Origin of the sequence: Anoxybacillus sp. FSL W8-0382 (genome assembly GCF_038003845.1) — a bacterium.
Classification (GTDB): Bacteria; Bacillota; Bacilli; order Bacillales; family Anoxybacillaceae; genus Anoxybacillus; species Anoxybacillus flavithermus_G.
In genome coordinates this window covers 1898220-1922124 of record NZ_JBBOPX010000001.1, presented here as the reverse complement: position 1 = coordinate 1922124, position 23905 = coordinate 1898220, and the positions used below count along the sequence as shown (strand labels likewise).

Here is a 23905-nt window from a genome sequence, read left to right as displayed (position 1 = left end):
ATAATAGACGCGCAATGTTGAAAAATAGGAGTTGAAACCATTGAGAAACGATATTCGCAACATCGCGATTATTGCGCACGTTGACCACGGAAAAACGACGTTAGTCGACCAATTGCTTCGCCAATCCGGCACGTTTCGGGCGAACGAACAAGTGGAAGAACGGGCGCTTGATCGCAACGATTTAGAGCGTGAACGAGGCATTACGATTTTAGCAAAAAATACAGCCATTCAATACAAAGGCACGCGCATTAACATTTTAGATACGCCGGGACATGCCGACTTCGGTGGAGAAGTCGAACGCATTATGCGGCTCGTTGATGGGGTGTTGCTCGTCGTCGATGCGTACGAAGGATGTATGCCCCAAACGCGCTTCGTGTTAAAAAAAGCGTTAGAACAAAACTTAACGCCGATTGTTGTCGTTAATAAAATTGACCGCGAATTTGCGCGCCCACACGAAGTCGTCGATGAAGTGATCGATTTATTTATTGAGCTTGGCGCAACGGAAGATCAGCTTGAGTTTCCGGTCGTGTACGCTTCAGCGATTAACGGGACGGCAAGTTTAGATGCAGACAAACAAGACGCCGACATGACAGCGCTATTTGAAACGATTATTGAGCATATTCCGGCTCCAATCGACAATAGCGATGAGCCGCTTCAATTTCAAGTCGCCCTTCTCGACTATAACGACTACGTCGGTCGCATTGGAATCGGACGCATTTTCCGCGGGCGCATGCAAGTGGGGCAGCAAGTCGCGCTGATGAAGCTAGACGGCTCTGTGAAAACGTTTCGCGTCACAAAACTGTTTGGCTTTCTCGGATTAAAACGCATCGAAATTGAAGAAGCGAAAGCGGGCGATTTAGTGGCTGTTTCCGGCATGGAAGATATTAACGTAGGTGAAACGGTATGTCCGCTTGACGCGCAAGAAGCATTGCCTCCGCTTCGCATTGACGAACCGACGTTACAAATGACATTTCTTGTGAACAATAGCCCGTTTGCAGGACGGGAAGGAAAACATGTGACCGCAAGAAAAATTGAAGAACGTCTTCGCCTCCAGTTAGAAACGGACGTATCGCTTCGCGTTGAGCCGACCGATTCCCCTGATGCATGGATCGTGTCAGGTCGTGGGGAGCTTCATTTATCGATTTTAATTGAAAATATGCGCCGTGAAGGTTTTGAACTGCAAGTATCAAAGCCAGAAGTCATTATGAAAGAAATCGATGGCGTCATGTGCGAGCCGGTCGAGCGCGTGCAAATTGATATTCCAGAAGAATATACAGGAGCGATTATGGAGTCGCTCGGTGCGCGCAAAGGGGAAATGATCGATATGGTCAATAACGGAAACGGACAAGTGCGCCTTATTTTCCTCGTGCCTGCGCGCGGATTAATCGGCTATCGAACAGAATTTATGTCGCTTACGCGCGGATACGGCATTTTAAACCATTCGTTCGACAGCTATCAACCTGTCATCCAAGGGCAAATTGGCGGGAGACATCAAGGGGTGCTCATTTCGATGGAGACAGGAAAAGCGACGGCTTATGGCGTTATGCAAGTCGAAGACCGCGGCGTTATTTTCATCGAGCCGGGAACGGAAGTGTATGAAGGGATGATCGTTGGCGAACATAGCCGCGACAACGATTTAGTCGTGAACGTATGCAAAATGAAACATGTGACAAACGTTCGCTCATCGACAAAAGAACAAACGGTGACGATGAAAAAACCGCGCCTCATGACGTTAGAAGAAGCGCTCGAATATTTAAACGACGACGAATATTGCGAAGTGACGCCACAATCGATTCGCTTGCGCAAAAAAATATTAGATAAAAACGAACGCGAAAAAATTGCGAAAAAGAAAAAACTCGCCGAGCAAAAGAAATAGGGGGAAGTCGTCATGGATGTGATCGGTCGCCTGTCATTTTTCGCTTCGCTATACAACGTGCACGAACAGCCGATAACAGGGATGTGGTTGTTGTACGCGACGATCGTCGTGTTAGCGATCATTGTGTATCGTCTCGGCTTTGCGCGTAAATTACCGATGTTAAAAAACGTCGTCATTTATACGCTACTTGTGCTCGGTTGTACGATTTTAACGTTTTTTGCTGTCTTTTTACCTGTGGCGGAAGGATTGCTTGTCGCTGCCGTCGTGTTAATCATTTATAAATGGCGTCTTCGTCGCGAGGGGGAAAAGGCGTGAAATTACAAGATGCGGTATACAATTGGCTGACAATTAAAGTGGTTGCGCAGGCGCGCCCAGACGATACGGCAGCACAAGAGACGGAACAATTTTTTGCCGACTTGTTACGCGAAGATCATGCGGTTGAACAAATCGCATATACAAAAGAAGACGACGTTTATACAGTCACTTTTGCTGTGAACAATGAAGCGCGCACGCTTCGCTTTCCAGCGGAACTTGTTGAAACAATGCTTGATCAAATTAATCGCGAGCCAGAAAAATATATCAATTACCCGTGGTGCTAGTTGAGCGCTAGCGCTCAACTAGCACCACGGGTACTTAGATGTATTTGATCAATAAGTGAATGTTTTGAGTTAGTAAAACAGGGGGATATTATATATGAAAACAGATCATAAGCAGATTAGAAGAACGGTTGAACGATTGAAAAAAGTTTATGATTTTAAGGGTCCATTACATTTTACTGACTTTTCAAATTTAGGATCGATAATTAATTCAGGATATATTTATAGTAGAAAATTTTGTCATAATCATAATATTGAATTTTATGATGTTGCCGACCAAGAAGTAATTCGACATACTAAACTAGACGTGCAAAATTGTGTTAGATTCTATTATAAGGAAAAAACCATGACACTATATAGAAATGAAGGTATTAAGGTAGAGGGTTCTCATCCTCATATTCCAATACCTGTGTATTTATTGTTTGATGAAGAAATCCTTTATTTAGACTATACAGTATTTGCTGATGGCAATGCAGGGTCACAGTATACAACCTATGGTAAAAATTATGAGTTTTTTAACGATATTATGGATTGGGACACAATATTTCATAGAGGGCCAATCTATTTAGATGAGGGACCATATAAATGGGAATTTAAGCGAAAACGTCAAGCAGAATTATTATCAACACAACCCATATCATTAGAGTATTTGAGAAAAATAATATTTAGATGTGATACTGATTATAAAAGGGCCTGTAATCTCTTTGGAAAAAATGACTTATATGTTGTAGATAGAAATATGTTTAATAATGAGAGAAATTTTATAAAGGATTATAGAATAGAAATAGATAATTCAATTAATAAAAGGAGTTTATTATTAACGTTCAGTACTAATCTACCAGTTGTTAATCATGCCAAACATGAATACAAATTGTTTGATATGAATAATAATCAACTATCTAGGGTGCGCATTAAGTACCCACAAACAAATAATACCGAATTTAATCTTAAAATAGATAACATACCCAATACTGCAATTAAGTTTATGTTTTGGTTTTATGGTATATTAAGCATAGAAGAACAAATACAGTAAGTCCTGCGGTAATATGTCAAGGTGAAAAATCATCGAAATTGGAAATTCGATTGTCCGATGACCCGAAAAAAGGCAATACTTAAGAAGCCCAGTCTTGTCTTATGTCATTAACTGGGTTTTAATGCAAAATCAGTTAGATCGATACCCCTATCGATCTTCCCCCTTTCTTGGCGTGTAGATTTGACCGTTGCGTAGCAGCGCATCGATCACACGCACGAGTTTTCGAGCGGTGAGGACGAGGGCTCGTTTGTGTTGGTGCTTTGGTACTTCCTCATACTTCTTCCGGTAATAGGTGCGAAACGACGCATCATGCCGTTGTACCGAGTTGGCAGCCTCCACTAGGTAGTAACGGAGATAGCGATTGCCGGAACGAATGAGGGAAGTCTCCTCGGCTTGGAACCGACCGGACTGGTGCTTAGACCAAGTCAAACCTGCATACTTTGCTAAGGCGGCTTGGTTGTCAAAGCGCTCGATTTGTCCAATTTCGGCTAAGATGCCAGCGGCGTAGACCGGACCAATGCCGGGAATCGTTTGTAACGTATTTGGGATGCCTTCCAAATGGCGAGTAATCGCTTTATCTAGCTCTTTAATTTGCGCTTGAAGGCTACGGATGGATTGAATCGATAGCCCTAAAAGCAAGTCGATGGAATCCTCGACACATTTGGAAAGCCGATACGACGAACGAGCCGCCTTTTGAATGGACTTGGCGATGCATTCCGGATCGGCAAAGCGATTGCGTCCTTTTTGGCGCAAGAAGTCAGCGAGCTGTTGCACGTCCATCTGACTGATTTCGTCTAAGCTAAACGACTCGAGAAGAAGCTCTAAGATGGCATGTCCGAACACGGAGCTGTCCACCTCTTGGGTAAAGGAACTGCACTTGTAAAACAAGTGTTGGAGGAAGTACTGCTTTTCCCGAGTCAGCTGATGGACGAGATGATAGCGCATGCGCGTGAGCCGTTGAAGGGCGATAAACTGTTCTTGCATGACAGCTGTCACTTTCAAACGGCCAAAGCGAAGCCGATCGGCGATGATCCACGCATCGATGCCGTCCGTTTTATCCAAGTCAGTGTACGCTTCTTTAAATTTGCGAATGAGCTTTGGATTGATGGTAAACACCTTGACATTCCAAGACTTCAGCTCCTCCTGTTGGTGGAAAAACATCGCTGGATGCCAGCTGTAGACCGAAGTGGCTTCCATCCCGATGAGAATTTCGGATGGTTGGAGCTTGTTGGCCCACAGGAGGATTTGATCGCGAAGGAAGGTCGCGCCAAGGAGATGATTGTCCACCTTGAATTGGGCGCACGTGTTTCCTTCTTGATCCATGATACACGTGTATAAGTCCGTTGAGCTCACGTCAATCCCGACGTAGAGTTTCATGAGATCACCTCCAATCGTAGTAGGATCGTGGGGTTGGGACTCTTCGGGATGCCCCCGGACCGCGCCTGTTGACCAGTCACCCTCGCATATGAGAACTCACGTTGGGCCATGGGCTGCCTGGAAGCTGCTCCTTCCAGCATGGGAAACCAACGGGAACAGCCTGCGGGTTAGAAGTCCGAACAGGAGCCGGGGAGACAGACTTTCTAAGTAGTCAAAGCTACAGGAGAGAGAAGAGTGTCCCCGATGATCCTAAGACCATTATCCAAGAACATCGCGAAAAGTCCAACCCCGATGTAGTGCCATCCACGGGGGAGGGGCGCGCCCCTCCCCCGTGGGCAAATCACTTACACATATGCGATTGTCAAGGAGCATATCCAACTGGAAATTCGATTTAAAAATCTTTCTAAACATACTATACGAGGAGTTTTTAATATGATACATTACTATGATGGTACAGTTTTTAATACACCCGCTAAGACGTTAGTTAATACAGTAAATTGTTTTGGAGTTATGGGTTCAGGTATAGCATTAGAATTTAAATTGAGATATCCTGAAATGTTCGAGGATTATGTAAGAAAATGTAAGCAAAAAGAAATAAGAATAGGGAGACCTAGATTATTCAGATATTCTGAAGACTTATGGATTATGAACTTTCCTACAAAAAATCATTGGAGAAATCCTTCTAAGATGAGTTATATAGAAGAGGGATTAAAATATTTTATTGAAAATTATAAGAAAGTAAACATCGATTCTATAGCCTTTCCCAAATTAGGCACTAATAATGGTGGATTGGATTGGAATGATGTCAAAACTGTAATGGAAAAATATTTGAAAAGAGCAGACATAGATGTATATATATGCTTGGACGAAAAGGAAGAAGCAGAAGGCATAGAGGCAAAAATGGTTAATTCACTCAATGAATTTACAGATAAAATGTTAGTTAATCAGATTGGCATTACAAAAAGACAAGCGAATATTGTCAAATCTAATATGCCGATTAAAAGATTTTGGGAATTAAGTAAGGTAAAGGGAATAGGAGAAAAAACATACGAAAAATTATTTAGGTATTTTTATGAAAAAGAATTATTGGTAGAAAATCTCAGAAATAAGAGGGATAATAAGATGGAAATTCAGGTTGGAGAACAATTAAGTTTATTTTAGGGGGGCAATAGATGGATAAGTATATAGGAAAACTAATTGGAAATACAGGGAATCCAAATGACATTAAGATTGCATTAGAAGACAGTTTCTCTGCCAAAAGGGGAGAGTTTGTTAAAATTAAACATAAGGAATCCATGGATGAACCAGAGACTTGGTTCGGTGCCTGTGCATTGCGAAGTATGTCGAAAAGCTCTGCGGAGAGAAATCTCTGTAGGGCTTTTCTTTTGTCTTCCTTTTCTTTGATTAAAAAGAAAAAAGGCAAAGCGACAATGGCTTTCCCCTGAAATGGATGTGGATGATATCTAGTCATCTGAGACTTTAATCAAAACTTCTTCTCTTTTCCGTTTTATTCGTTTCCAAAGATACGGTCCAGCGAAGAATAAACGCTTTGTAACTATTCAGTCACATGATCAAGTGGGCTGAATTTAAACAGTTGGAATTTATTTTATCTTTTAATCACTATCTCTCTCCCTTCAAAAATTAAATTTTCAACCTAAAAAACGGTTCATCCTCCCACTTTTTCCCCCCATTTGTCATAAAAATTTTCCACAAAATTCAGTTTTCTACTTTTGCATTTCCCTTATTTCCCGATTTTAATCAAATTATCCCCTATATTCTAAGAAAGGATGATTTGTGTGCAATACCTCGATTTAAAAATGGATTTCATGTTTAAACAACTGTTCGGCCACCCAAGTAGAAAGTCAATCACGATGGCGTTTTTAAATGCGTTGCTACATCGGACTGGAGATGATCGCATCATCGACGTACAGTTTGAAAACACCGAACTAACGAAAGAAACAGAAGACGGTAAGACTGGACGGTTAGATGTCATCGTTCGCACAAACCGCGGCGAGCGCATTCACGTTGAAATTCAAATCATCCCACAATACGGTATGCCCGAACGGCTATTGTATTACTGGGCAAGGTTGTTTTCATCTTCACTATCGAAAGGAGAACGGTACGACATCCTCCCTCCAACGATTATGATCGCCATCTTAAATTATCCCCTTTTCCCACATGAAACAGATCGCTTCCATACCGTTTTTCACATTCGTGAAGACGAAGAACAGTTTCTTTGGAGCCATCACCTTGAATTTCATGTACTCGACTTGTCACAATTTATGGTAAAATGGAAGAAATATCGGAGAGAAGTGAAACAGTCACCGGAATGGCCATGGCTAACGATGTTGTCGGCTGTCGATGGACGAACGAAAAAAATGGATGAAGAGATGTTTCGTGAATTGGAGGGAATAGCCATGACAGAACAAGACATTTTAGAAGCGCTAGAAGAATGGCAAAACTTAAGCGTCGATCCCGAAAACCGCTACGCGTACGAAATGCGGCTGAAATGGCTCCTTGATCAACTCTCAAACATTCGCGGCAGTCGGGAAGAAGGAAGACAAGAAGGATTGAAAGAAGGATTGAAAAAAGGATTGAAAGAAGGATTAGAACAAGGTCGAGAAGAAGGGAAAAATGAAACGATTCGAAAAATGGTCGAAAAAGGAATGAGTATAACAGACGTTGCCCATATTCTCGACATGACAGAGGAGGAAGTACGGGAGCGGTTGGGGGATTAGCGAACGGTGTCGGGTGCTGTTTGCGATTTGATCGCAAAGCGCAGCGCTCGGCAAGAACGTTCGAGAAACTGTCCATTCGTGAACAAGTTCCCAGTAACAAAGCGATGCCATGCACGTTCGGAAGAGAAGCCAAGCCTAAAAGATGAATGGCAATGATCACCGCGTCTTCTTGTTTCGCCAAATGACGATTGCGACGTTGAAGATAGCGTTGAATGTGTGACAGCTGGGCAGAAACAAAAAAGAAAATCGCTGCATATTGTTTTTGAATTTTTGCTTTGTCTGTAGTAAAACGAAAGTGCTCTTGCATGGGGATTCTCCTTTCGAATGTTTGGTCGCACTTTCATTATTCTAAAGGAGATCCGCAGGCAAGGGCTATTTTTATGTTTGCTCGATTTTATCTAGCACCATGGGTATCAATTATGAATAAGCACCCATGTCTCGTGCATGGTGCTTTTTCTTATTTTCATACATAGCTGTCGTCGCCCACCAATGTTGCAAAAGTTTTTGGGGGGACGACAGTATTTGACTTACCATTCTGTTTCATGTTTGCTCGTGCGGAAAAAGCGAAATTTGCCCGTTGCAAGCCGTTCTTTCGTTTTTTGCGCAATGCGCTCATGGCACGTTTCACACATATACGTATGAATCGGGCGATTGCGCAATCGTTTTGCAAGCAACGTTTCATCGTTTAACGTATCTATTTTTTCACAAAGAATGCATCGTACTCTCATCGTCAAACCTCACACGTTTTTTTAAAAATTAGTATATCATATTGTTTGAAACTGTGTGAAAAAAAGGTATGATAAAAATAAGGAGGGATACATATGCCAAATGCGGTAGAGCCAACATTAATTGAACCGTTGTTCCAAGCGTTACAAAAAGAACGATATGTCATTGTATGTACGGTTGACCACGAAACAGGTGCACCAAATGCAAGTGCGATTTCATGGGTGTATGCGCCTGCCCATGACAAAGTATATTTTGCGGTCGATCAACGTTCCCGCATCGTTGCGAACGTGAAAGCAAATCCAGCGATTTCGATCGTTTTAATCGCCAACGAATCGACGTACTCCATTAGCGGAAAAGCGCACGTGAAAGTTGAAAAATTAGAAAATGTTCCGTTGAAGCTCGCCGCGGTTCAAGTCGATATTGAAGAAGTGCGCGATGTCATGTTTTACGGAGCAAAAATTTCCGTCGAACCGAAATACGAAAAAACGTATGATGCACAAGCTGCAGCGAAACTTGATCAACAAGTGATGAGCGCATTAAAACAAGCATAAGCCGAGCAATACGCTCGGCTTATTTCATATGGTCGTTTGATTGTTTTTGTTGTTCGTTTTCTAACTGCTGCTCTTCCCCTTCATTTAGCTGCTTATCGTTTTGTCGTGTTGGGCGCGGATTTCTCATTTGCAGAAAGTCGCTTGGAATTTCAGGCATGACCCGTCCGACGATGGCGGCGAGTTCATCCATAAATCCTTGAATCGGCTTTCCTTCCTCCACTTGTTTTTGAATGGCTTTTAACCTCGTATTCAAATCCGCATCAGCGATAACGATCGCATTCGCCCCGTACGGATCTTTTTGTAAGCTTTCCACGACAGAATATTTCACCGTCCCTACCCGTGATGGATCGAGTTTAGCGTTGACGTCGATGCCGACTAACGCATATTTCCCGACAACTAATACGGTCGCATCGTTTACATTCGGCACGCTGCTCGCAAGATGAGCGAGATGACGGGCAATTTGTTGTCCTGATTTATTTACAATTTCTTCATTTGTCGTATTTTTCACATGAATGAGCGAATCGCGATCGTTCGGCTGTGCTTGTTGTCCACAGGCGCTCATAAAAAGCAACATGAAGATGAAGATATATTTCAATCGTTCCACCCCTTTTCGTCTTTAAGTTTATTTTGCGAAACTTCTTCTATCTTTATACGCCTGTTCATATATATAAACAACAATCCCGTCCAACGACGGTCGTCAAGAGGGAGAAAACGTGGGCAAAAAAATATACGTATTAGATACAAACGTTCTTTTGCAAGATCCGTATTCCATTTTTTCCTTTCAAGATAATGAAGTTGTCATCCCGGGTGTCGTGTTAGAAGAAGTGGACTCAAAAAAGCGATATATGGACGAAGTAAGGAGAAACGCGCGCCAAGTGTCCAAACTTATTGATCAATTGCGCCAAAACGGCAAACTCCATGAAAAAATCCCGCTTGATAACGGTGGGGTGTTGCGCATTGAATTAAACCATCGCTCCTTTCAGCAGCTGCAAGAAATTTTTGTTGAAAAAACGAACGACAATCGCATTTTAGCGGTTGCGAAAAATTTATTGCTTGAAGAACAAACGAAAGAAAACGGTCGCCCGGTTATTTTAGTGAGTAAAGATGCGCTCGTGCGCGTCAAGGCAGATGCGATTGGACTAGAAGCGGAAGATTTTTTAAGCGATCGCGTCGTTGAAGTCGACCATATTTATACCGGATTTTTAGATTTGTACATAAGTCCGGAGCATTTGTCACGCTTTTATGAAAAAGGTGAGCTTGTGCTAGCGGAAATTACAAACCACCCGTTTTATCCGAATCAGTTTATTATTATGAAAGACGCGCTTGGCGGTTCGTCATCGGCGCTTGGCATCGTTGACCATACCGGGAAAAAAGTGCGCAAACTTGTATTTCATTACGATCACATCTGGGGCATTCGCCCGCGCAATGTACAGCAAACGATGGCATGTGAATTGTTGCTTCGCACCGACATCCCGCTTGTGACGCTGATCGGAAAAGCTGGGACAGGAAAGACGCTGCTTGCGTTAGCGGCAGGACTGATGCAGACAGAAGATATGCGGCTATATAAAAAATTGCTTGTCGCTCGTCCGATCGTGCCTGTCGGCAAAGATATCGGCTATTTGCCAGGCGAGAAACAAGAAAAGTTAAGGCCGTGGATGCAACCGATTTTCGACAACTTACACTTTTTATTTGATACAAAAAAACCGGGAGAACTCGATGCGATTTTATCAGGCATGGGGTCGATTGAAGTCGAGGCGCTTACGTATATACGCGGCAGAAGCATTCCAGAGCAGTTTATTATTATTGATGAGGCACAAAACTTAACGAAACATGAAGTGAAAACAATTTTAACGCGCGTCGGGGAACGAAGTAAAATTGTATTAATGGGTGATCCTGCCCAAATTGATCATCCGTATTTAGATGAATACAATAATGGGCTCACATACGTCGTTGAAAAATTTAAAGAACAAAAAGTGGCTGGGCACGTGCGGCTCATTAAAGGCGAACGGTCATCGCTTGCGCAGCTTGCCGCCGATCTTTTATAAGAAAAGAGGCGAAGCGCCTCTTTTTACTCGACGATAAACGCCCGCACGTGTGTGATCGGATTGTCGCGGTTCGAGCCGTCGCCGAAATAAATATGGACAGGTCCATCTTCTTTGAGTGGTTTGCCGTCTTTTGAAAAACATAATAACAACTCGTAAGCTTCAGCAAGTGAAATCGTCGTATCGCCGTTTTCTGTGATGATCACGACCTTTGTAGCATTCTCGTTCGGCTCTGCATTGCGCAAAAACGGGGCGAACGGCATGCCGAACGTGCCTGTTAATATTTTTTCTTTTTCAAATTGCTTTTCGGTTTGCAACGTCGGAGGCGACACAGCTCCTTCTTGAATTTCGCGATCCCAATATGCTGAAATTTTTTGAATGTCGTCGCTGTCTTCTCGTTGTTCTATTTCTGGATGGCGTGTAAAATAAGTATGTACATCTACTTTGCGATCGTCAAAAATCCACACGCTCGGGTCGAGTGTAATCGTAAATTTGACGTTTCCCTTGATGACGATGACCATGTTTATTCCCCCTATCTGCCTTTCATTATATGATGAAAGCGCTTGTTTGTAAAACGAATCGTCCGAGGCGTGATGCTTGCATTTTTCTCGTATTCACGATAAGATGAAAAGACAGGAACGTACGGAACGGAGGGGTCAACGTGACGCCTGAAGTGGCGATAAACTTTCGAGAAAGAGCCTATTCGTTATTGCAAGCGGATGCGGAGAAAATTGTGAAGCTGATTCAAGTGCAAATGGATCATTTAACGATGCCGCAATGTCCGCTTTATGAAGAAGTGCTAGATACGCAAATGTTCGGGCTATCCCGTGAAATTGACTTTGCGGTCCGCTTAGGGCTTGTCGATGAAAAAGACGGGAAGGCGATTTTAGACCGACTTGAGCGGGAGCTTTCGGCATTGCATGAAGCGTGCACGAAAAAAAAGAAAAAATGACAAAAACTCAAACGAATTTCGTTTGGGTTTTTTCTGTTTTGTAGTACAATGCAAAGTAAGAAAATGAAAAGGAAGATGGGGCGAATGCGCTTGAAAACGTTTCTGAAATATCATGATTATCCGTTAATCATCGCTGTCATGTTATTGTCGTTGTTTGGGCTTATCATGGTATATAGCGCAAGCATGATTACAGCGGTCGTCCGTTTTCATACGGCGAGTGATTATTTTTTCCAAAAACAAAAATGGGCGTGGATCATCGGTGCATGCATGTTTTTATTCACTGCATTTGTTCCGTATAAACATTATGCGCGCAAAAAGTTTTTGCAATTCGTTTTTTTTGTTATGCCTTTGCCGCTCATTTACGTCCTTTTGTTTGGACATACAGCAAACAATGCGACAAGTTGGATTAAACTAGGTCCGGTTAACGTTCAGCCCGCAGAGTTTGCGAAAATTGGCTTAATTGTATATTTAAGCGGGGTGCTTGCAAACAAACAAAAAAAGCTACAAACATCGCCGCAAGAGGTGCTTTTTCCGATTTATTACATGCTGTTTATTTGCTTGCTTGTTTTTCTTCAACCAGACGCTGGAACAATGCTCATTATCGTTGCGATTTGTTTAACAATCATACTTTCATCAGCAACAAGCAAATGGCTATTAATTAAACAAGGCGTATTATTCGGGATTGTTTTTCTCTTATCCCTTCCGTTCATATATGACAAAGTTTTTACTGAAGTGCGCAAGGCGCGGCTGTACAGCTTTTTAGATCCGTTTGCATACGCACAAAAAGAAGGATATCAACTCATTAACTCATATTTCGCAATCGCAAACGGGGGACTAAAAGGTCTCGGTCTTGGACAAGGCATTCAAAAATACGGCTATTTGCCAGAAGCGCATACCGACTTTATTATGGCAGTCATCGCAGAGGAGCTTGGTTTATTCGGCGTTTCATTCGTCCTTATTTTACTATCGTTTATCGTATTGCGCGGCTTTGTCATTGCAAGGAGATGTCCAGATGCGTTCGGCAGTTTATTAGCTATCGGTATTTCCGCAATGATCGGCATTCAAGCGTCCATCAATCTCGGTGGGGTGACAGGTATTATCCCGCTTACAGGGGTGCCGCTTCCGTTTGTCAGCTACGGCGGTTCTTCGCTCGTTTTACTTATGATGTCTGTGGGAGTGCTTGCCAACATTTCCGCTGTCGCAAACTACGAAAAATACAAAACAGAAAAACAAAACAATATTCAAAAAAATCACGTTTCTTTTTCGTAATCCTATTTACAAATACAGAAAATTCGTTATAGTTTTTATTATGAACGACAGGGGGAGGATGCATAATGAGGCGTATTCAAAAAGTACTTGTTGCAAACCGTGGGGAAATTGCGATTCGCGTGTTTCGTGCGTGCAACGAGCTTGGCATTCGCACTGTTGCCATTTACTCGCGCGAAGATGCTGGATCGTACCATCGCTACAAAGCGGATGAAGCGTATTTAGTTGGAGAAGGAAAAAAGCCGATTGAAGCTTATTTAGACATCGAAGGGATCATCGAAATTGCTAAAATGCATGATGTTGATGCAATTCATCCGGGATACGGCTTTTTATCGGAAAACATCGAATTTGCGAAACGATGTGAAGAGGAGGGTATCATTTTTATCGGACCGCGCCAACAACATTTAGATATGTTCGGCGATAAAGTAAAAGCGCGCCACCAAGCGAAACAAGCGGGCATTCCGGTCATTCCGGGAAGCGATGGCCCTGTGCAAAGCTTGGAGGACGTGTTGCGCTTTGGTGAGACATACGGTTATCCGATGATCATTAAAGCTGCGTTAGGCGGCGGCGGTCGCGGCATGCGCATCGTTCGTTCGCAAGCGGAAGTGAAGGAAGCGTACGAGCGCGCCAAATCAGAGGCGAAAGCGGCATTTGGTAGCGACGACGTGTATGTCGAAAAATTAATCGAACGTCCAAAACATATTGAAGTACAAATTTTAGGTGATGCATACGGCAATATCGTTCACTTATACGACCGAGATTGTTCGGTGCAGCGTCGCCATCAAAAAGTGGTCGAAGTGGCGCCAAGCGTGTCACTTTCGAAGGAGCTTCGCGAAGAAATTTGTGAAGCGGCAGTCAAACTTATGAAAAACGTGCAATATGTGAACGCAGGAACGGTCGAATTTCTCGTTTCTGGCGATGAATTTTATTTCATTGAAGTAAACCCGCGCATTCAAGTTGAACATACGATTACCGAAATGATTACCGGCATCGATATCGTTCAATCGCAAATTTTAATTGCGGAAGGGTATGCGTTACATAGCGAAAAAGTTGGTATTCCAAAGCAAGAGCACATTTTTGTTCACGGCTATGCGATTCAGGCGCGCGTCACAACAGAAGATCCGCTAAATAACTTTATGCCAGATACAGGGAAAATTATGGCGTATCGCTCAGGCGGCGGTTTCGGCGTTCGTTTAGACGCAGGAAATAGCTTTCAAGGGGCGGTCATTACCCCGTATTACGATTCGCTGTTAGTGAAAGTGACGACATGGGCATTAACGTTTGAACAAGCGGCGGCGAAAATGTTGCGCAACTTGCGTGAGTTCCGCATTCGCGGCATAAAAACGAACATTCCGTTTTTAGAAAACGTCGTGCAACATCCGAAGTTTTTAACAGGGGAATATGATACATCGTTTATTGATACGACGCCAGAGCTGTTTATTTTCCCAAAACGAAAAGACCGTGGTACGAAATTGTTATCGTATATCGGAACAGTAACTGTAAACGGATTTCCGGGCATCGGAAAAAAGAAAAAGCCGATCTTTGACCCTCCTCGCATCCCGAAAGTGAGCTATATCGAACCGATGCCGAAAGGGACGAAACAAATTTTAGATGAGCGCGGAGCTGACGGGCTCGTCCAATGGATTAAAGAGCAAAACCGAGTGCTGTTGACAGATACGACGTTTCGTGACGCCCATCAATCGCTTTTAGCAACGCGCGTGCGCACAAACGACTTGTTGCGCATCGCTGAGCCGACCGCACGCTTATGGTCGCAACTATTTTCGATGGAAATGTGGGGCGGGGCGACGTTTGATGTCTCATATCGCTTTTTAAAAGAAGACCCGTGGGAGCGCCTCATTCAATTGCGTGAAAAAATTCCAAACATCCTGTTTCAAATGTTGCTTCGCGCTTCCAATGCCGTTGGGTATAAAAACTATCCAGATAACGTCATTCGCGAGTTTGTTGCGAAATCAGCCGAAGCGGGCATTGACGTATTCCGCATTTTCGATAGCTTAAACTGGGTCAAAGGAATGACGGTTGCGATTGATGCAGTACGTCAATCTGGAAAAGTGGCGGAAGCAGCCATTTGTTATACGGGCGATATTTTCGATCCGGCGCGCACAAAATACAACCTCGACTACTATAAAAACTTAGCGAAAGAGCTTGAACAAGCTGGCGCTCACATTTTAGCGATTAAAGATATGGCAGGGCTATTAAAGCCGCAAGCTGCCTATACGTTTATTTCTGCTTTGAAAGAAGTCGTCGACATTCCGATTCATTTGCATACGCACGACACAAGCGGAAACGGCATTTATACGTATGCTAAAGCGATCGAAGCGGGAGTCGATATTGTCGACGTAGCGGTAAGTGCGATGGCCGGTTTAACGTCACAGCCGAGCGCCAACACGCTTTATTATGCGCTAGAAGGAACGGAGCGCGCGCCCGAAGTCAATATTACATCGCTTGAAAAACTGTCGCGCTATTGGGAAGATGTGCGCAAATATTACGCCGACTTTGAAAGCGGCATGAACGCACCGCATACGGAAGTGTATATGCACGAAATGCCAGGCGGACAATATAGCAATTTGCAACAACAAGCGAAAGCGGTCGGTTTAGGAGATCGTTGGGATGAAGTAAAAGAAATGTACCGCCGCGTCAACGACATGTTTGGCGATATTGTCAAAGTGACACCGTCATCGAAAGTTGTCGGTGATATGGCGCTATATATGGTGCAAAACAATTTAACCGAACAAGACATTTACGAACGCGGGGAGACGCTTGATTTTCCTGATTCGGTTGTTGAACTGTTTGAAGGATATCTCGGTCAGCCGCACGGCGGATTCCCAGAAACGTTGCAGCGTATTATTTTAAAAGGGCGCGAACCGATTACCGTTCGTCCGGGCGAGCTGTTAGAGCCGGTCGACTTTGAGAAGTTGCGCGAAGAGTTATATCATATCGTTCAACGCGAAGTGACCGACTACGACGTGTTAGCGTATGCGCTTTATCCGAAAGTGTTTGTCGAATACGCCCGCACCGTTGAACAGTTTGGCGACGTATCTGTTTTAGATACACCGACGTTTTTATACGGCATGCGCCTTGGCGAAGAAATTGAAGTTGAAATTGAAAAAGGAAAAACGTTAATCGTCAAGCTTGTTGCCATCGGTCAACCACAGGCGGACGGAACGAGAGTCGTTTACTTCGAACTAAACGGCCAGCCGCGCGAAATCGTCATTAAAGACGACAGCATTAAGACAACTGTCGTTTCGCGTGTAAAAGCGGATCGTAACAATCCGAACCATATTGCTGCAACGATGCCAGGGACGGTTGTAAAAGTGCTCGTTGAAAAAGGGGAAAAAGTGAAAAAAGGCGACCATTTAATGATTACCGAAGCGATGAAAATGGAAACGACCGTTCAAGCACCGTTTTCAGGTGTTGTAAAAGACATTTACGTCCAAGGTGGCGACGCGATTCAAACGGGAGATTTATTAATTGAATTAGCCGAAAAATAAAAGAACGAGGGATCCCTCGTTCTTTTATTTTAATACGGCAGACGGAATGACGTTCGATCGTTGCGGCGCATCTTCTTGTTTTTGACTGCGCGTTGCCAGTAGCACAAAGTAACTTAACACACCGAACAAACAGGAAATAAAAAACGCATGTGCTAAGGCGATGTATAAGTTCAACTCTGTAAAGACGACGAGCGCCCCTGTTGCGACTTGGCAGCTGACAAGAACGAACGCAATCAGCCAGCCCCAATACATAATTGGCTGTTGTTTATATCGTTTCATCGCATATATCGTCGCTATGAAAATCCAAATAAATAATAATCCCGCGGCGAAGCGGTGACCCATTTGCACCCATTCATGTAATTGGGTTGGGAAGAACCTTGTTTGTGCGCAAAACGGCCAGCTTGGACAAGCTAAGCTCGCCTGCTTATGACGAACGAGCGCGCCTGTATATACGACGATATAGCAATACGCAATAATGCCGTAAATATGAAATTTCATCGTACGATCAAGCACGACGGACGCGGCATCAAATTTTTTATCGACTTCAAAAATAAACAACGTCAATAAAAAGACGGCCGCAAATGAAATGAGCGAAATGCCAAAATGAAGCGCTAGCACAACGTCCGATTGGCCCCATACGACCGCGGCAGCGCCGATGAGTCCTTGCAAGACGAGAAACACGAACGACACGATCGCCAAAAACTTCGTTTCACGAATATGACCGATCGCTTTCCAAGCCCAAATGGATAAAATAAGTACCATCAACCCAACGACGCCAGAGACAACACGGTGGCTTAATTCAATTAAAAGCTCAGCCGTAATGTTAGATGGGATGAGTTGTCCGTGACAAAGCGGCCACGAACGACCGCACCCCATGCCTGAGCCTGTTTTTGTGACGAGTGCGCCGCCAATTAAAACGAAAAGCATGCCGATTGTTGTCGCTACCGCAAACCATTTCAAAAGCCGTTGCAATGTATCCACTTCCTTAATGCGAAATTTGATCTAGCAAATATCTAGTAAAAACTGTATAATAAATGTGAAAAATGTGAAATACGTGTGAAGAAATTCTAACCTCATATTAGCGGAAAATGCCGAAAAGCGCAAAGTTTTATTATTTTACAACATAGCAATCGTTGCAAATGTGGTTGAATATTTGTGCGGAGTTTGCTAGAAATATAAATGCAGTTATTTTTCAACGTTTTCATCGTAACAATCTCATTTTGACACAAATTCGACACAATTAAGACAAAAAAAGTTCACAATTTGACGAAGAAATGTGCTTTAATATACAGAGACGACATATCGTTATCGTGTATAGATTGGAAACGCCTTCAAAGGCATAAGAGAGGAGTGGCGGCAGATGGCGGATGTAGTCGAAGATGTCAAACCGACAAAAATACAAACAGGTGTTTTAAAAGATGTGTTGGCAGTCGTTAAAATTGGCATCGTCAATTCCAATTTAATTACGACATTTACGGGACTTTGGTTAGCCCTTCATTTTACCGGAAAAGGGTTTTTAAGCAATTTGCATATCGTGTTTTTTGCGCTTATTGGATCTGCCCTTGTCATTGCAGGTTCGTGCGCATTAAATAACTTTATTGATCGCGACATCGATCACTTAATGGAGCGGACGAAAAATCGTCCGACGGTAAGCGGAAGCATGGAACCAAAGCGCGTGCTCTGGTTTGGCGTGTTTCTCATTGCTATCGGCACGTTAAGCTTGCTTATGACAACTGTCACCGCCGCAGTGATCGGACTCATTGGCGTTGTGACGTACGTCTTTTTATATACGATGTGGTCTAAGCGAAGCAATACGTTCAATACCGTTATCGGAAGCATTTCAGGTGCTGTCCCGCCTGTGATCGGTTGGACGGCGGTCGATGACTCTTTCCATATCGTTCCTGTCATTTTATTTTTGCTTATGTTTTTATGGCAACCGCCGCACTTTTTAGCGCTGGCGATGAAGCGATGTGAAGAGTATCGCGCAGCAGGCATTCCGATGCTTCCTGTCGTTCACGGATTTGCGATGACGAAGCGGCAAATCATCATTTGGATTGTAGCGCTTTTACCACTTCCATTTTACTTATTTTCATTAGGCGTTCCGTTTTTGGTGATTGCCACGTTGTTGAACGTTGGTTGGCTAGCGCTCGGACTAGCTGGTTTTAAAATGAAAGACGATATGAAATGGGCGAAATGGATGTTTATTTATTCGCTCAACTATTTAACGATTTTGTTTGTCACAATGGTGATCGTAACAATTGATTAAAGAGGTTTACAATTCTTTCTTTTTGTAAAGAAAGAATGTATATATTTCACTTTATTTCATAATCGAAAGAGGGGTTTGATTAGGCTATGAAAAAGTGGCTACGAAATTGGCGCTTGGTTTCTCTTGTATCCGCCATGGCGCTTTTGCTAGCTGGTTGCGGTAAGCCGTTTTTATCGACGCTTCAACCAGCAGGAGAAGTAGCTGACATGCAGTACAACCTTATGCTGCTCAGCACGGCCATCATGGTCATCGTCATTGCGGTTGTAACAATCATTTTCCTTTACGTTGTGACTCGCTTCCGTCGTCGTAAAGGGGAGGAAAACAAAATTCCAAAGCAAGTGGAAGGAAGCCATACGCTTGAAATTATTTGGACAGTTATTCCGATTATTTTGCTAATCATTTTAGCTGTTCCAACGGTTTTATACACGTTTGAGCTTGCGGATGTAAAACCGATGAACAAAAAAGAACGCGACGTCGTTGTCGTCAACGTTCGTGCGAACTTGTACTGGTGGGAGTTTGAGTATCCAGATTACGGCATTATTACAAGCCAAGATTTAGTCGTTCCAACAGATGAACGTGTGTATTTCAACTTAAAAGCGTCTGACGTTAAACACTCGTTCTGGATTCCAGCTGTCGGAGGAAAAATGGACACAAATACAGATAACACAAACCAATTTTTCCTCACATTTGATGAAAAACGCGCCGAAGAGGCAGGACGTCTATTTTACGGAAAATGTGCGGAGCTTTGCGGCCCGTCACACGCTTTAATGGACTTTAAAGTAAAAGCGCTTCCTCGTGCGGAGTTTGATCAATGGGTAGAAAAAATGAAAAATGCTAAACCTGTTGCTTCAACAGATCCAGTTGTGCAACGAGGGGAAGAAATTTTCAACAAAAGCTGTATTGGCTGTCATGCTGTCACACCAATTGATGGTCGTCCAGAGCAAGCTCGCCTTGCGCCAAACTTAGGCAACTTTGCAGATCGTTCTCGCATTGCTGGCATTTTAGAACATAACGAAGAAAACTTAAAAGCTTGGCTAAAAGATCCAGAGAAAATTAAGCCAGGCAATAAAATGACAGATACTTATCCAGCATTGTCTGATGAAGAGTTAGAAGCATTAACAAAATACTTAATGACATTATCTGTTGAGTAAGGGGATTATCGATAAAGGGAGGTTAAACTGTGAGTACGTTAGCTCGGAAAAAAGGTGTCGGCGCAGTCATTTGGGACTACTTAACGACAGTAGACCATAAAAAGATTGCGATTTTGTACTTAATCGCCGGCGGATTCTTCTTCTTGCTTGGCGGTTTAGAAGCGATGATTATTCGCATTCAGCTCGCCGTGCCAAACAACGACTTCATTAGCGCAGGGTTTTACAATGAAGTGTTAACGATGCACGGAACGACAATGATTTTCCTTGCGGCGATGCCGCTCGTGTTTGCGATGATGAACGCGGTTGTACCGATTCAAATCGGCGCGCGTGACGTTGCGTTTCCGTTTTTAAATGCGCTTGGATTTTGGTTATTTTTCTTCGGTGGTGTGTTTTTAAACTTATCATGGTTTTTAGGTGGCGCACCTGATGCTGGTTGGACATCGTATGCATCATTATCGCTTGCATCACCAACACACGGGATCGACTTTTACGTATTAGGTTTACAAATTTCCGGTCTCGGAACGTTAATCGGTGGAATTAACTTCCTTGTGACAATCATCAACATGCGCGCACCGGGAATGACATATATGCGCATGCCGATGTTTACATGGGCGACGTTTGTCACATCTGCGCTTATTTTATTCGCGTTCCCACCATTAACAGTCGGTTTAATTTTCATGATGATGGACCGTTTGTTCGGTGGAAACTTCTTTGATCCAGCGCTTGGTGGAAATACGATCATTTGGGAGCACTTGTTCTGGATTTTCGGTCACCCAGAAGTATACATTCTCGTATTGCCAGCGTTCGGTATTTTCTCTGAAATTTTTGCGACGTTTTCACGTAAACGTTTATTCGGCTATTCATCGATGGTATTTGCAACGGTGTTGATCGGATTTTTAGGATTCATGGTGTGGGCGCACCATATGTTTACGGTCGGTATGGGTCCAATTGCGAACGCCATCTTTGCGGTTGCGACAATGGCAATTGCCGTTCCTACAGGAATTAAAATTTTCAACTGGTTGTTTACGATATGGGGCGGAAGCATTCGCTTTACAACACCAATGATGTATGCCATTGCGTTTATTCCGTCGTTCGTCATCGGTGGAGTGACAGGGGTTATGAACGCAGCAGCTGCGGCAGACTATCAATATCACGATAGCTATTTCGTCGTTGCGCACTTCCACTACGTTATCGTCGGTGGGGTTGTATTCGCACTACTTGCAGGTGCTCACTACTGGTGGCCAAAAATGTTCGGTAAAATGTTAGATGAAAAATTAGGAAAAGTGACATTCTGGTTGTTCTTCACTGGTTTCCATTTAACATTCTTCATTCAACATTTCCTTGGCTTAATGGGAATGCCTCGTCGCGTATTCACATTCTTACCTGGTCAAGGATTTGAAACAGGAAACATGATTAGTACAGTCGGTGCATTTTTCATGGCAGCAGGTACAATCGTGTTATTAGCAAATGTTGTCATCACAACAGTAAAAGGAAAACGCGTTGGCAACGATCCATGGGAAGATGGCCGTACGTTGGAATGGGCAGTATCTTCACCAGCGCCAGAATACAACTTTGCCCAAACACCACTTGTGCGTGGTTTAGACGCATATTGGATTGAAAAAATGGAAGGCAAAAAAGGCTTAACACCAGCAGAACCGCTTGGCGATATTCATATGCCAAATCCGTCGATTTTGCCGTTTGTTATTTCGCTCGGCTTATTTGTAGCCGCATTCGGTTTCTTGTTCCATCAAGATCATGCGTGGGGAACACCAGTTGGCGTATTCGGCTTGCTCATTACGCTCGGTGCGATGTTCTTCCGTTCAATTATTGATGACCACGGCTTCCATATTCCTAAAGAAGAAGTAATGGAAGCAGAGAAGAAGGGGGCTGGGGCATAATGCATGTGGAAGAAAAATTAACGCCGGAGACGTTCCCGGCAGAGCCTGAAAAAGCGACCCTTGAAGGGAAAAATAAGTTTTTAGGTTTTTGGTTTTTCCTCGGCGGAGAGACGGTATTGTTCGCCTCTCTCTTCGCCACATATTTAGCGTTGAAGGATTCTGTCGCAGGCGGTCCGTCTGCAAAAGAATTGTTCCAAATGCCGATCGTCTTTTTAGCGACGATGTTGCTTTTAACGAGCAGTTTAACGAGCGTATATGCGATGCATCATATGCGCAACTTTGACTTTAAAAAAATGCAGCTTTGGCTCGGCATTACCGTATTGCTTGGCGCCGGCTTCTTAGCGCTTGAAATTTACGAGTTTACAGAATACGTACATGAAGGATTTAAGTTTTCAACAAGCGCCTTTTCTTCAGCGTTTTATACGCTTGTTGGTACGCACGGTGCCCACGTCGCATTTGGTTTACTTTGGATTTTAACGTTAATGATTCGCAATGCGAAACGCGGGTTAAACTTATATAATGCACCGAAGTTTTACGTTGCCAGCTTATATTGGCACTTTATCGACGTCGTTTGGGTGTTCATTTTCACGGTCGTATACTTAATGGGAATGGTGGGGTGATTGTATGGCAAATCATACACATGTACAAAACCCAAAAGTAGATGTACAATATCGCCGCAAAAAAAATGCGGAAGAAATGAAACATCAAATCATTTCGTTTACGTTAATGATCTTTTTAACGCTTATCGCCTTTTTTGCGGTTGGATATGAAGGATTTTCCGCTTGGTTTTCTGTACCGTTCATTTTATTGTTAGCGGTCGTGCAAGTCATTTTCCAGCTATATTACTTCATGCATATGAGCCATAAAGGGCATGAACTTCCAGCGCTTTTCTTGTACGGCGGGGTAGCCGTGGCGTTTATTACGATTTGGGCGTTTTTAACAGTCGTCTGGATTTAAGAAGCTAGCATTGGCTAGCTTCTTTTCTTTTCACGTTTGTTACGTTTGTAGTATAATAAAGTTGGAAAAAAAGCGAGGTGAGTATGATGCCGTTAAGTATATTTGGTTTTGAAGCGATGTGGAGTCCATACTTTTTTATTTTTTTAGTCGCTGTGACGATCGTTTATTTTTGGCTTGTCAATCGCTCAAAAGAACAAACGACGACGAAACAAAAAACGTTGTTTGTGACTGCGATTGTTTTGCTTTATATTTGTAAAGGTTCTCCTGTCGATTTGTTAGGTCATTTAATGTTTAGTGCGCATATGACGCAAATGGCTGTTCTTTATTTAATGGTGCCGCCGCTACTTATTAAAGGCATTCCGTCGTGGATGTTTGAAGCGTTATTTCGCATGCGCATCGTCCGTTCAATGTTTACGTTTTTCACAAAACCGTTAATTGCGTTATTTTTGTTTAATGGCATTTTTTCGCTATATCACGTGCCGCTTATTTTCGATGTTGTGAAAACAAATATGTGGCTTCACGCGCTCATGACGACAGCTATTTTTATTGCGGCGATGATGATGTGGTGGCCACTTGTGAACGACGTTCATGGTTTTCCGAGATTATCGGGTGTGAAAAAAGTTGGTTATATTTTCGCTGATGGTGTATTGCTTACACCTGCTTGTGCGCTTATTATTTTCGCCGATACACCGTTGTATGCCACATATTACGATCCAGCTGCCTGGATGAACGCGTTAGCGCTTTGTGTGCCGCAAACGACATTAGCGTCACTTGAATTGAGCGGACCGGAAATGTTTAGCTCGATGTCTCTGTTACACGATCAACAGCTCGGTGGCGTTTTAATGAAAATTATTCAAGAAATTGTGTATGGGGTTATGTTATTTTTCATTTTTATTGAATGGTATCGAAAAGAAAGAGATGAAGAACACGTGGCTGTTTAGACGACAAAATGATCAAATAGGAGAGG

Annotated in this window: 23 protein-coding genes and 1 pseudogene; 18 read left to right on the top strand and 6 right to left on the bottom strand. The window is 43.2% G+C overall.

From position 1 onward, the window contains the following. The first annotated feature begins 40 nt into the window (after positions 1 to 40). The 4 genes from typA to NSS60_RS10065 all read left to right on the top strand — a co-directional run bounded on the left by typA (position 41) and on the right by NSS60_RS10065 (position 3505). Entirely contained in the window at positions 41 to 1876 is a 1836-nt protein-coding gene (gene typA / locus NSS60_RS10080) for a translational GTPase TypA (protein WP_340720818.1), read from the top strand. A 12-nt stretch (positions 1877 to 1888) separates the two neighbouring features. After that, complete coding sequence (locus tag NSS60_RS10075) at positions 1889 to 2191, top strand: YlaH-like family protein (RefSeq protein WP_004891287.1); 303 nt, start codon at positions 1889 to 1891, stop codon at positions 2189 to 2191. After that, positions 2188 to 2475 carry a hypothetical protein gene (locus tag NSS60_RS10070; protein WP_192950878.1) on the top strand — a complete coding sequence of 96 codons (288 nt, stop codon included), beginning with the start codon at positions 2188 to 2190 and terminating at the stop codon, positions 2473 to 2475. Before NSS60_RS10075 ends, NSS60_RS10070 begins: the two co-directional genes overlap by 4 nt. Before the next feature lie 94 nt (positions 2476 to 2569). Beyond that, positions 2570 to 3505 carry a DarT ssDNA thymidine ADP-ribosyltransferase family protein gene (locus NSS60_RS10065; protein ID WP_192950879.1) on the top strand — a complete coding sequence of 312 codons (936 nt, stop codon included), beginning with the start codon at positions 2570 to 2572 and terminating at the stop codon, positions 3503 to 3505. A gap of 147 nt (positions 3506 to 3652) precedes the next feature. On the opposite strand, the gene NSS60_RS10060 is transcribed toward NSS60_RS10065, so the two are convergent. Then, entirely contained in the window at positions 3653 to 4882 is a 1230-nt protein-coding gene (locus NSS60_RS10060) for an IS110 family transposase (protein ID WP_064214420.1), read from the bottom strand. A gap of 432 nt (positions 4883 to 5314) precedes the next feature. On the opposite strand from NSS60_RS10060, the gene NSS60_RS10055 reads away from it, so the two are divergent. The 3 genes from NSS60_RS10055 to NSS60_RS10045 all read left to right on the top strand — a co-directional run bounded on the left by NSS60_RS10055 (position 5315) and on the right by NSS60_RS10045 (position 7620). Continuing rightward, positions 5315 to 6043 carry a macro domain-containing protein gene (locus tag NSS60_RS10055; RefSeq protein ID WP_192952422.1) on the top strand — a complete coding sequence of 243 codons (729 nt, stop codon included), beginning with the start codon at positions 5315 to 5317 and terminating at the stop codon, positions 6041 to 6043. Between the two features lie 11 nt (positions 6044 to 6054). Then, positions 6055 to 6327, top strand: coding sequence for a hypothetical protein (locus NSS60_RS10050; protein WP_192950881.1), 273 nt, complete (start codon positions 6055 to 6057; stop codon positions 6325 to 6327). A 351-nt stretch (positions 6328 to 6678) separates the two neighbouring features. Beyond that, entirely contained in the window at positions 6679 to 7620 is a 942-nt protein-coding gene (locus tag NSS60_RS10045; RefSeq protein WP_338123207.1) for an Rpn family recombination-promoting nuclease/putative transposase, read from the top strand. A gap of 26 nt (positions 7621 to 7646) precedes the next feature. Here the strand turns inward: NSS60_RS10045 and NSS60_RS10040 are convergent. Together NSS60_RS10040 and NSS60_RS10035 are read right to left on the bottom strand one after the other, a co-directional pair. Further along, a pseudogene (locus tag NSS60_RS10040) lies at positions 7647 to 7927 on the bottom strand (IS982 family transposase); the annotation flags it as partial. Between the two features lie 220 nt (positions 7928 to 8147). Further along, positions 8148 to 8348 (bottom strand): YlaI family protein, encoded by a 201-nt coding sequence (locus NSS60_RS10035; protein ID WP_004891284.1) that lies wholly within the window; start codon positions 8346 to 8348, stop codon positions 8148 to 8150. Positions 8349 to 8441: 93 nt separating this feature from the next. Between NSS60_RS10035 and NSS60_RS10030 the strand changes: the two genes are divergently transcribed. After that, on the top strand, positions 8442 to 8897 hold the full coding sequence (locus tag NSS60_RS10030) for a pyridoxamine 5'-phosphate oxidase family protein (RefSeq protein ID WP_004891283.1): 456 nt from the start codon (positions 8442 to 8444) through the stop codon (positions 8895 to 8897). Between the two features lie 19 nt (positions 8898 to 8916). Here NSS60_RS10030 and NSS60_RS10025 read toward each other — a convergent pair whose 3' ends face one another. Beyond that, positions 8917 to 9501, bottom strand: coding sequence for a YhcN/YlaJ family sporulation lipoprotein (locus NSS60_RS10025; RefSeq protein WP_004891281.1), 585 nt, complete (start codon positions 9499 to 9501; stop codon positions 8917 to 8919). 109 nt (positions 9502 to 9610) lie between these two features. Here NSS60_RS10025 and NSS60_RS10020 point away from each other — a divergent pair, with 109 nt between their 5' ends. Next, positions 9611 to 10942 (top strand): PhoH family protein, encoded by a 1332-nt coding sequence (locus NSS60_RS10020; RefSeq protein ID WP_004891279.1) that lies wholly within the window; start codon positions 9611 to 9613, stop codon positions 10940 to 10942. Between the two features lie 23 nt (positions 10943 to 10965). Here NSS60_RS10020 and NSS60_RS10015 read toward each other — a convergent pair whose 3' ends face one another. Next, complete coding sequence (locus tag NSS60_RS10015) at positions 10966 to 11460, bottom strand: peptidyl-prolyl cis-trans isomerase (RefSeq protein ID WP_340720817.1); 495 nt, start codon at positions 11458 to 11460, stop codon at positions 10966 to 10968. Between the two features lie 140 nt (positions 11461 to 11600). On the opposite strand from NSS60_RS10015, the gene NSS60_RS10010 reads away from it, so the two are divergent. From NSS60_RS10010 to pyc, 3 genes are all read left to right on the top strand, one after another. Continuing rightward, a complete protein-coding gene (locus tag NSS60_RS10010; RefSeq protein WP_004891276.1) occupies positions 11601 to 11891 on the top strand; it encodes a YlaN family protein in 291 nt (96 codons plus the stop codon). 75 nt (positions 11892 to 11966) lie between these two features. Further along, positions 11967 to 13160: an FtsW/RodA/SpoVE family cell cycle protein gene (locus NSS60_RS10005; RefSeq protein ID WP_004891275.1), complete on the top strand. Its 1194-nt coding sequence runs from the start codon at positions 11967 to 11969 to the stop codon at positions 13158 to 13160. Between the two features lie 65 nt (positions 13161 to 13225). Next, complete coding sequence (pyc, locus tag NSS60_RS10000; protein ID WP_340720816.1) at positions 13226 to 16666, top strand: pyruvate carboxylase; 3441 nt, start codon at positions 13226 to 13228, stop codon at positions 16664 to 16666. Between the two features lie 24 nt (positions 16667 to 16690). Here pyc and NSS60_RS09995 read toward each other — a convergent pair whose 3' ends face one another. Continuing rightward, positions 16691 to 17638 carry a COX15/CtaA family protein gene (locus NSS60_RS09995; protein WP_004891272.1) on the bottom strand — a complete coding sequence of 316 codons (948 nt, stop codon included), beginning with the start codon at positions 17636 to 17638 and terminating at the stop codon, positions 16691 to 16693. 388 nt (positions 17639 to 18026) lie between these two features. Here NSS60_RS09995 and cyoE point away from each other — a divergent pair, with 388 nt between their 5' ends. The 6 genes from cyoE (at position 18027) to ctaG (ending at position 23879) form a co-directional block, all read left to right on the top strand. Continuing rightward, positions 18027 to 18932 carry a heme o synthase gene (gene cyoE, locus NSS60_RS09990; protein WP_064220835.1) on the top strand — a complete coding sequence of 302 codons (906 nt, stop codon included), beginning with the start codon at positions 18027 to 18029 and terminating at the stop codon, positions 18930 to 18932. Positions 18933 to 19018: 86 nt separating this feature from the next. Continuing rightward, entirely contained in the window at positions 19019 to 20083 is a 1065-nt protein-coding gene (gene coxB / locus NSS60_RS09985; protein WP_004891270.1) for a cytochrome c oxidase subunit II, read from the top strand. Positions 20084 to 20112: 29 nt separating this feature from the next. Further along, a complete protein-coding gene (gene ctaD, locus NSS60_RS09980) occupies positions 20113 to 21981 on the top strand; it encodes a cytochrome c oxidase subunit I (RefSeq protein ID WP_340720815.1) in 1869 nt (622 codons plus the stop codon). Continuing rightward, a complete protein-coding gene (gene ctaE, locus NSS60_RS09975) occupies positions 21981 to 22601 on the top strand; it encodes a cytochrome c oxidase subunit III (protein ID WP_004891267.1) in 621 nt (206 codons plus the stop codon). Before ctaD ends, ctaE begins: the two co-directional genes overlap by 1 nt. A gap of 4 nt (positions 22602 to 22605) precedes the next feature. Further along, positions 22606 to 22938, top strand: coding sequence for a cytochrome c oxidase subunit IVB (gene ctaF / locus NSS60_RS09970; RefSeq protein ID WP_004891266.1), 333 nt, complete (start codon positions 22606 to 22608; stop codon positions 22936 to 22938). 83 nt (positions 22939 to 23021) lie between these two features. Next, positions 23022 to 23879, top strand: coding sequence for a cytochrome c oxidase assembly factor CtaG (gene ctaG, locus NSS60_RS09965; RefSeq protein WP_004891264.1), 858 nt, complete (start codon positions 23022 to 23024; stop codon positions 23877 to 23879). Positions 23880 to 23905 lie beyond the last annotated feature (26 nt).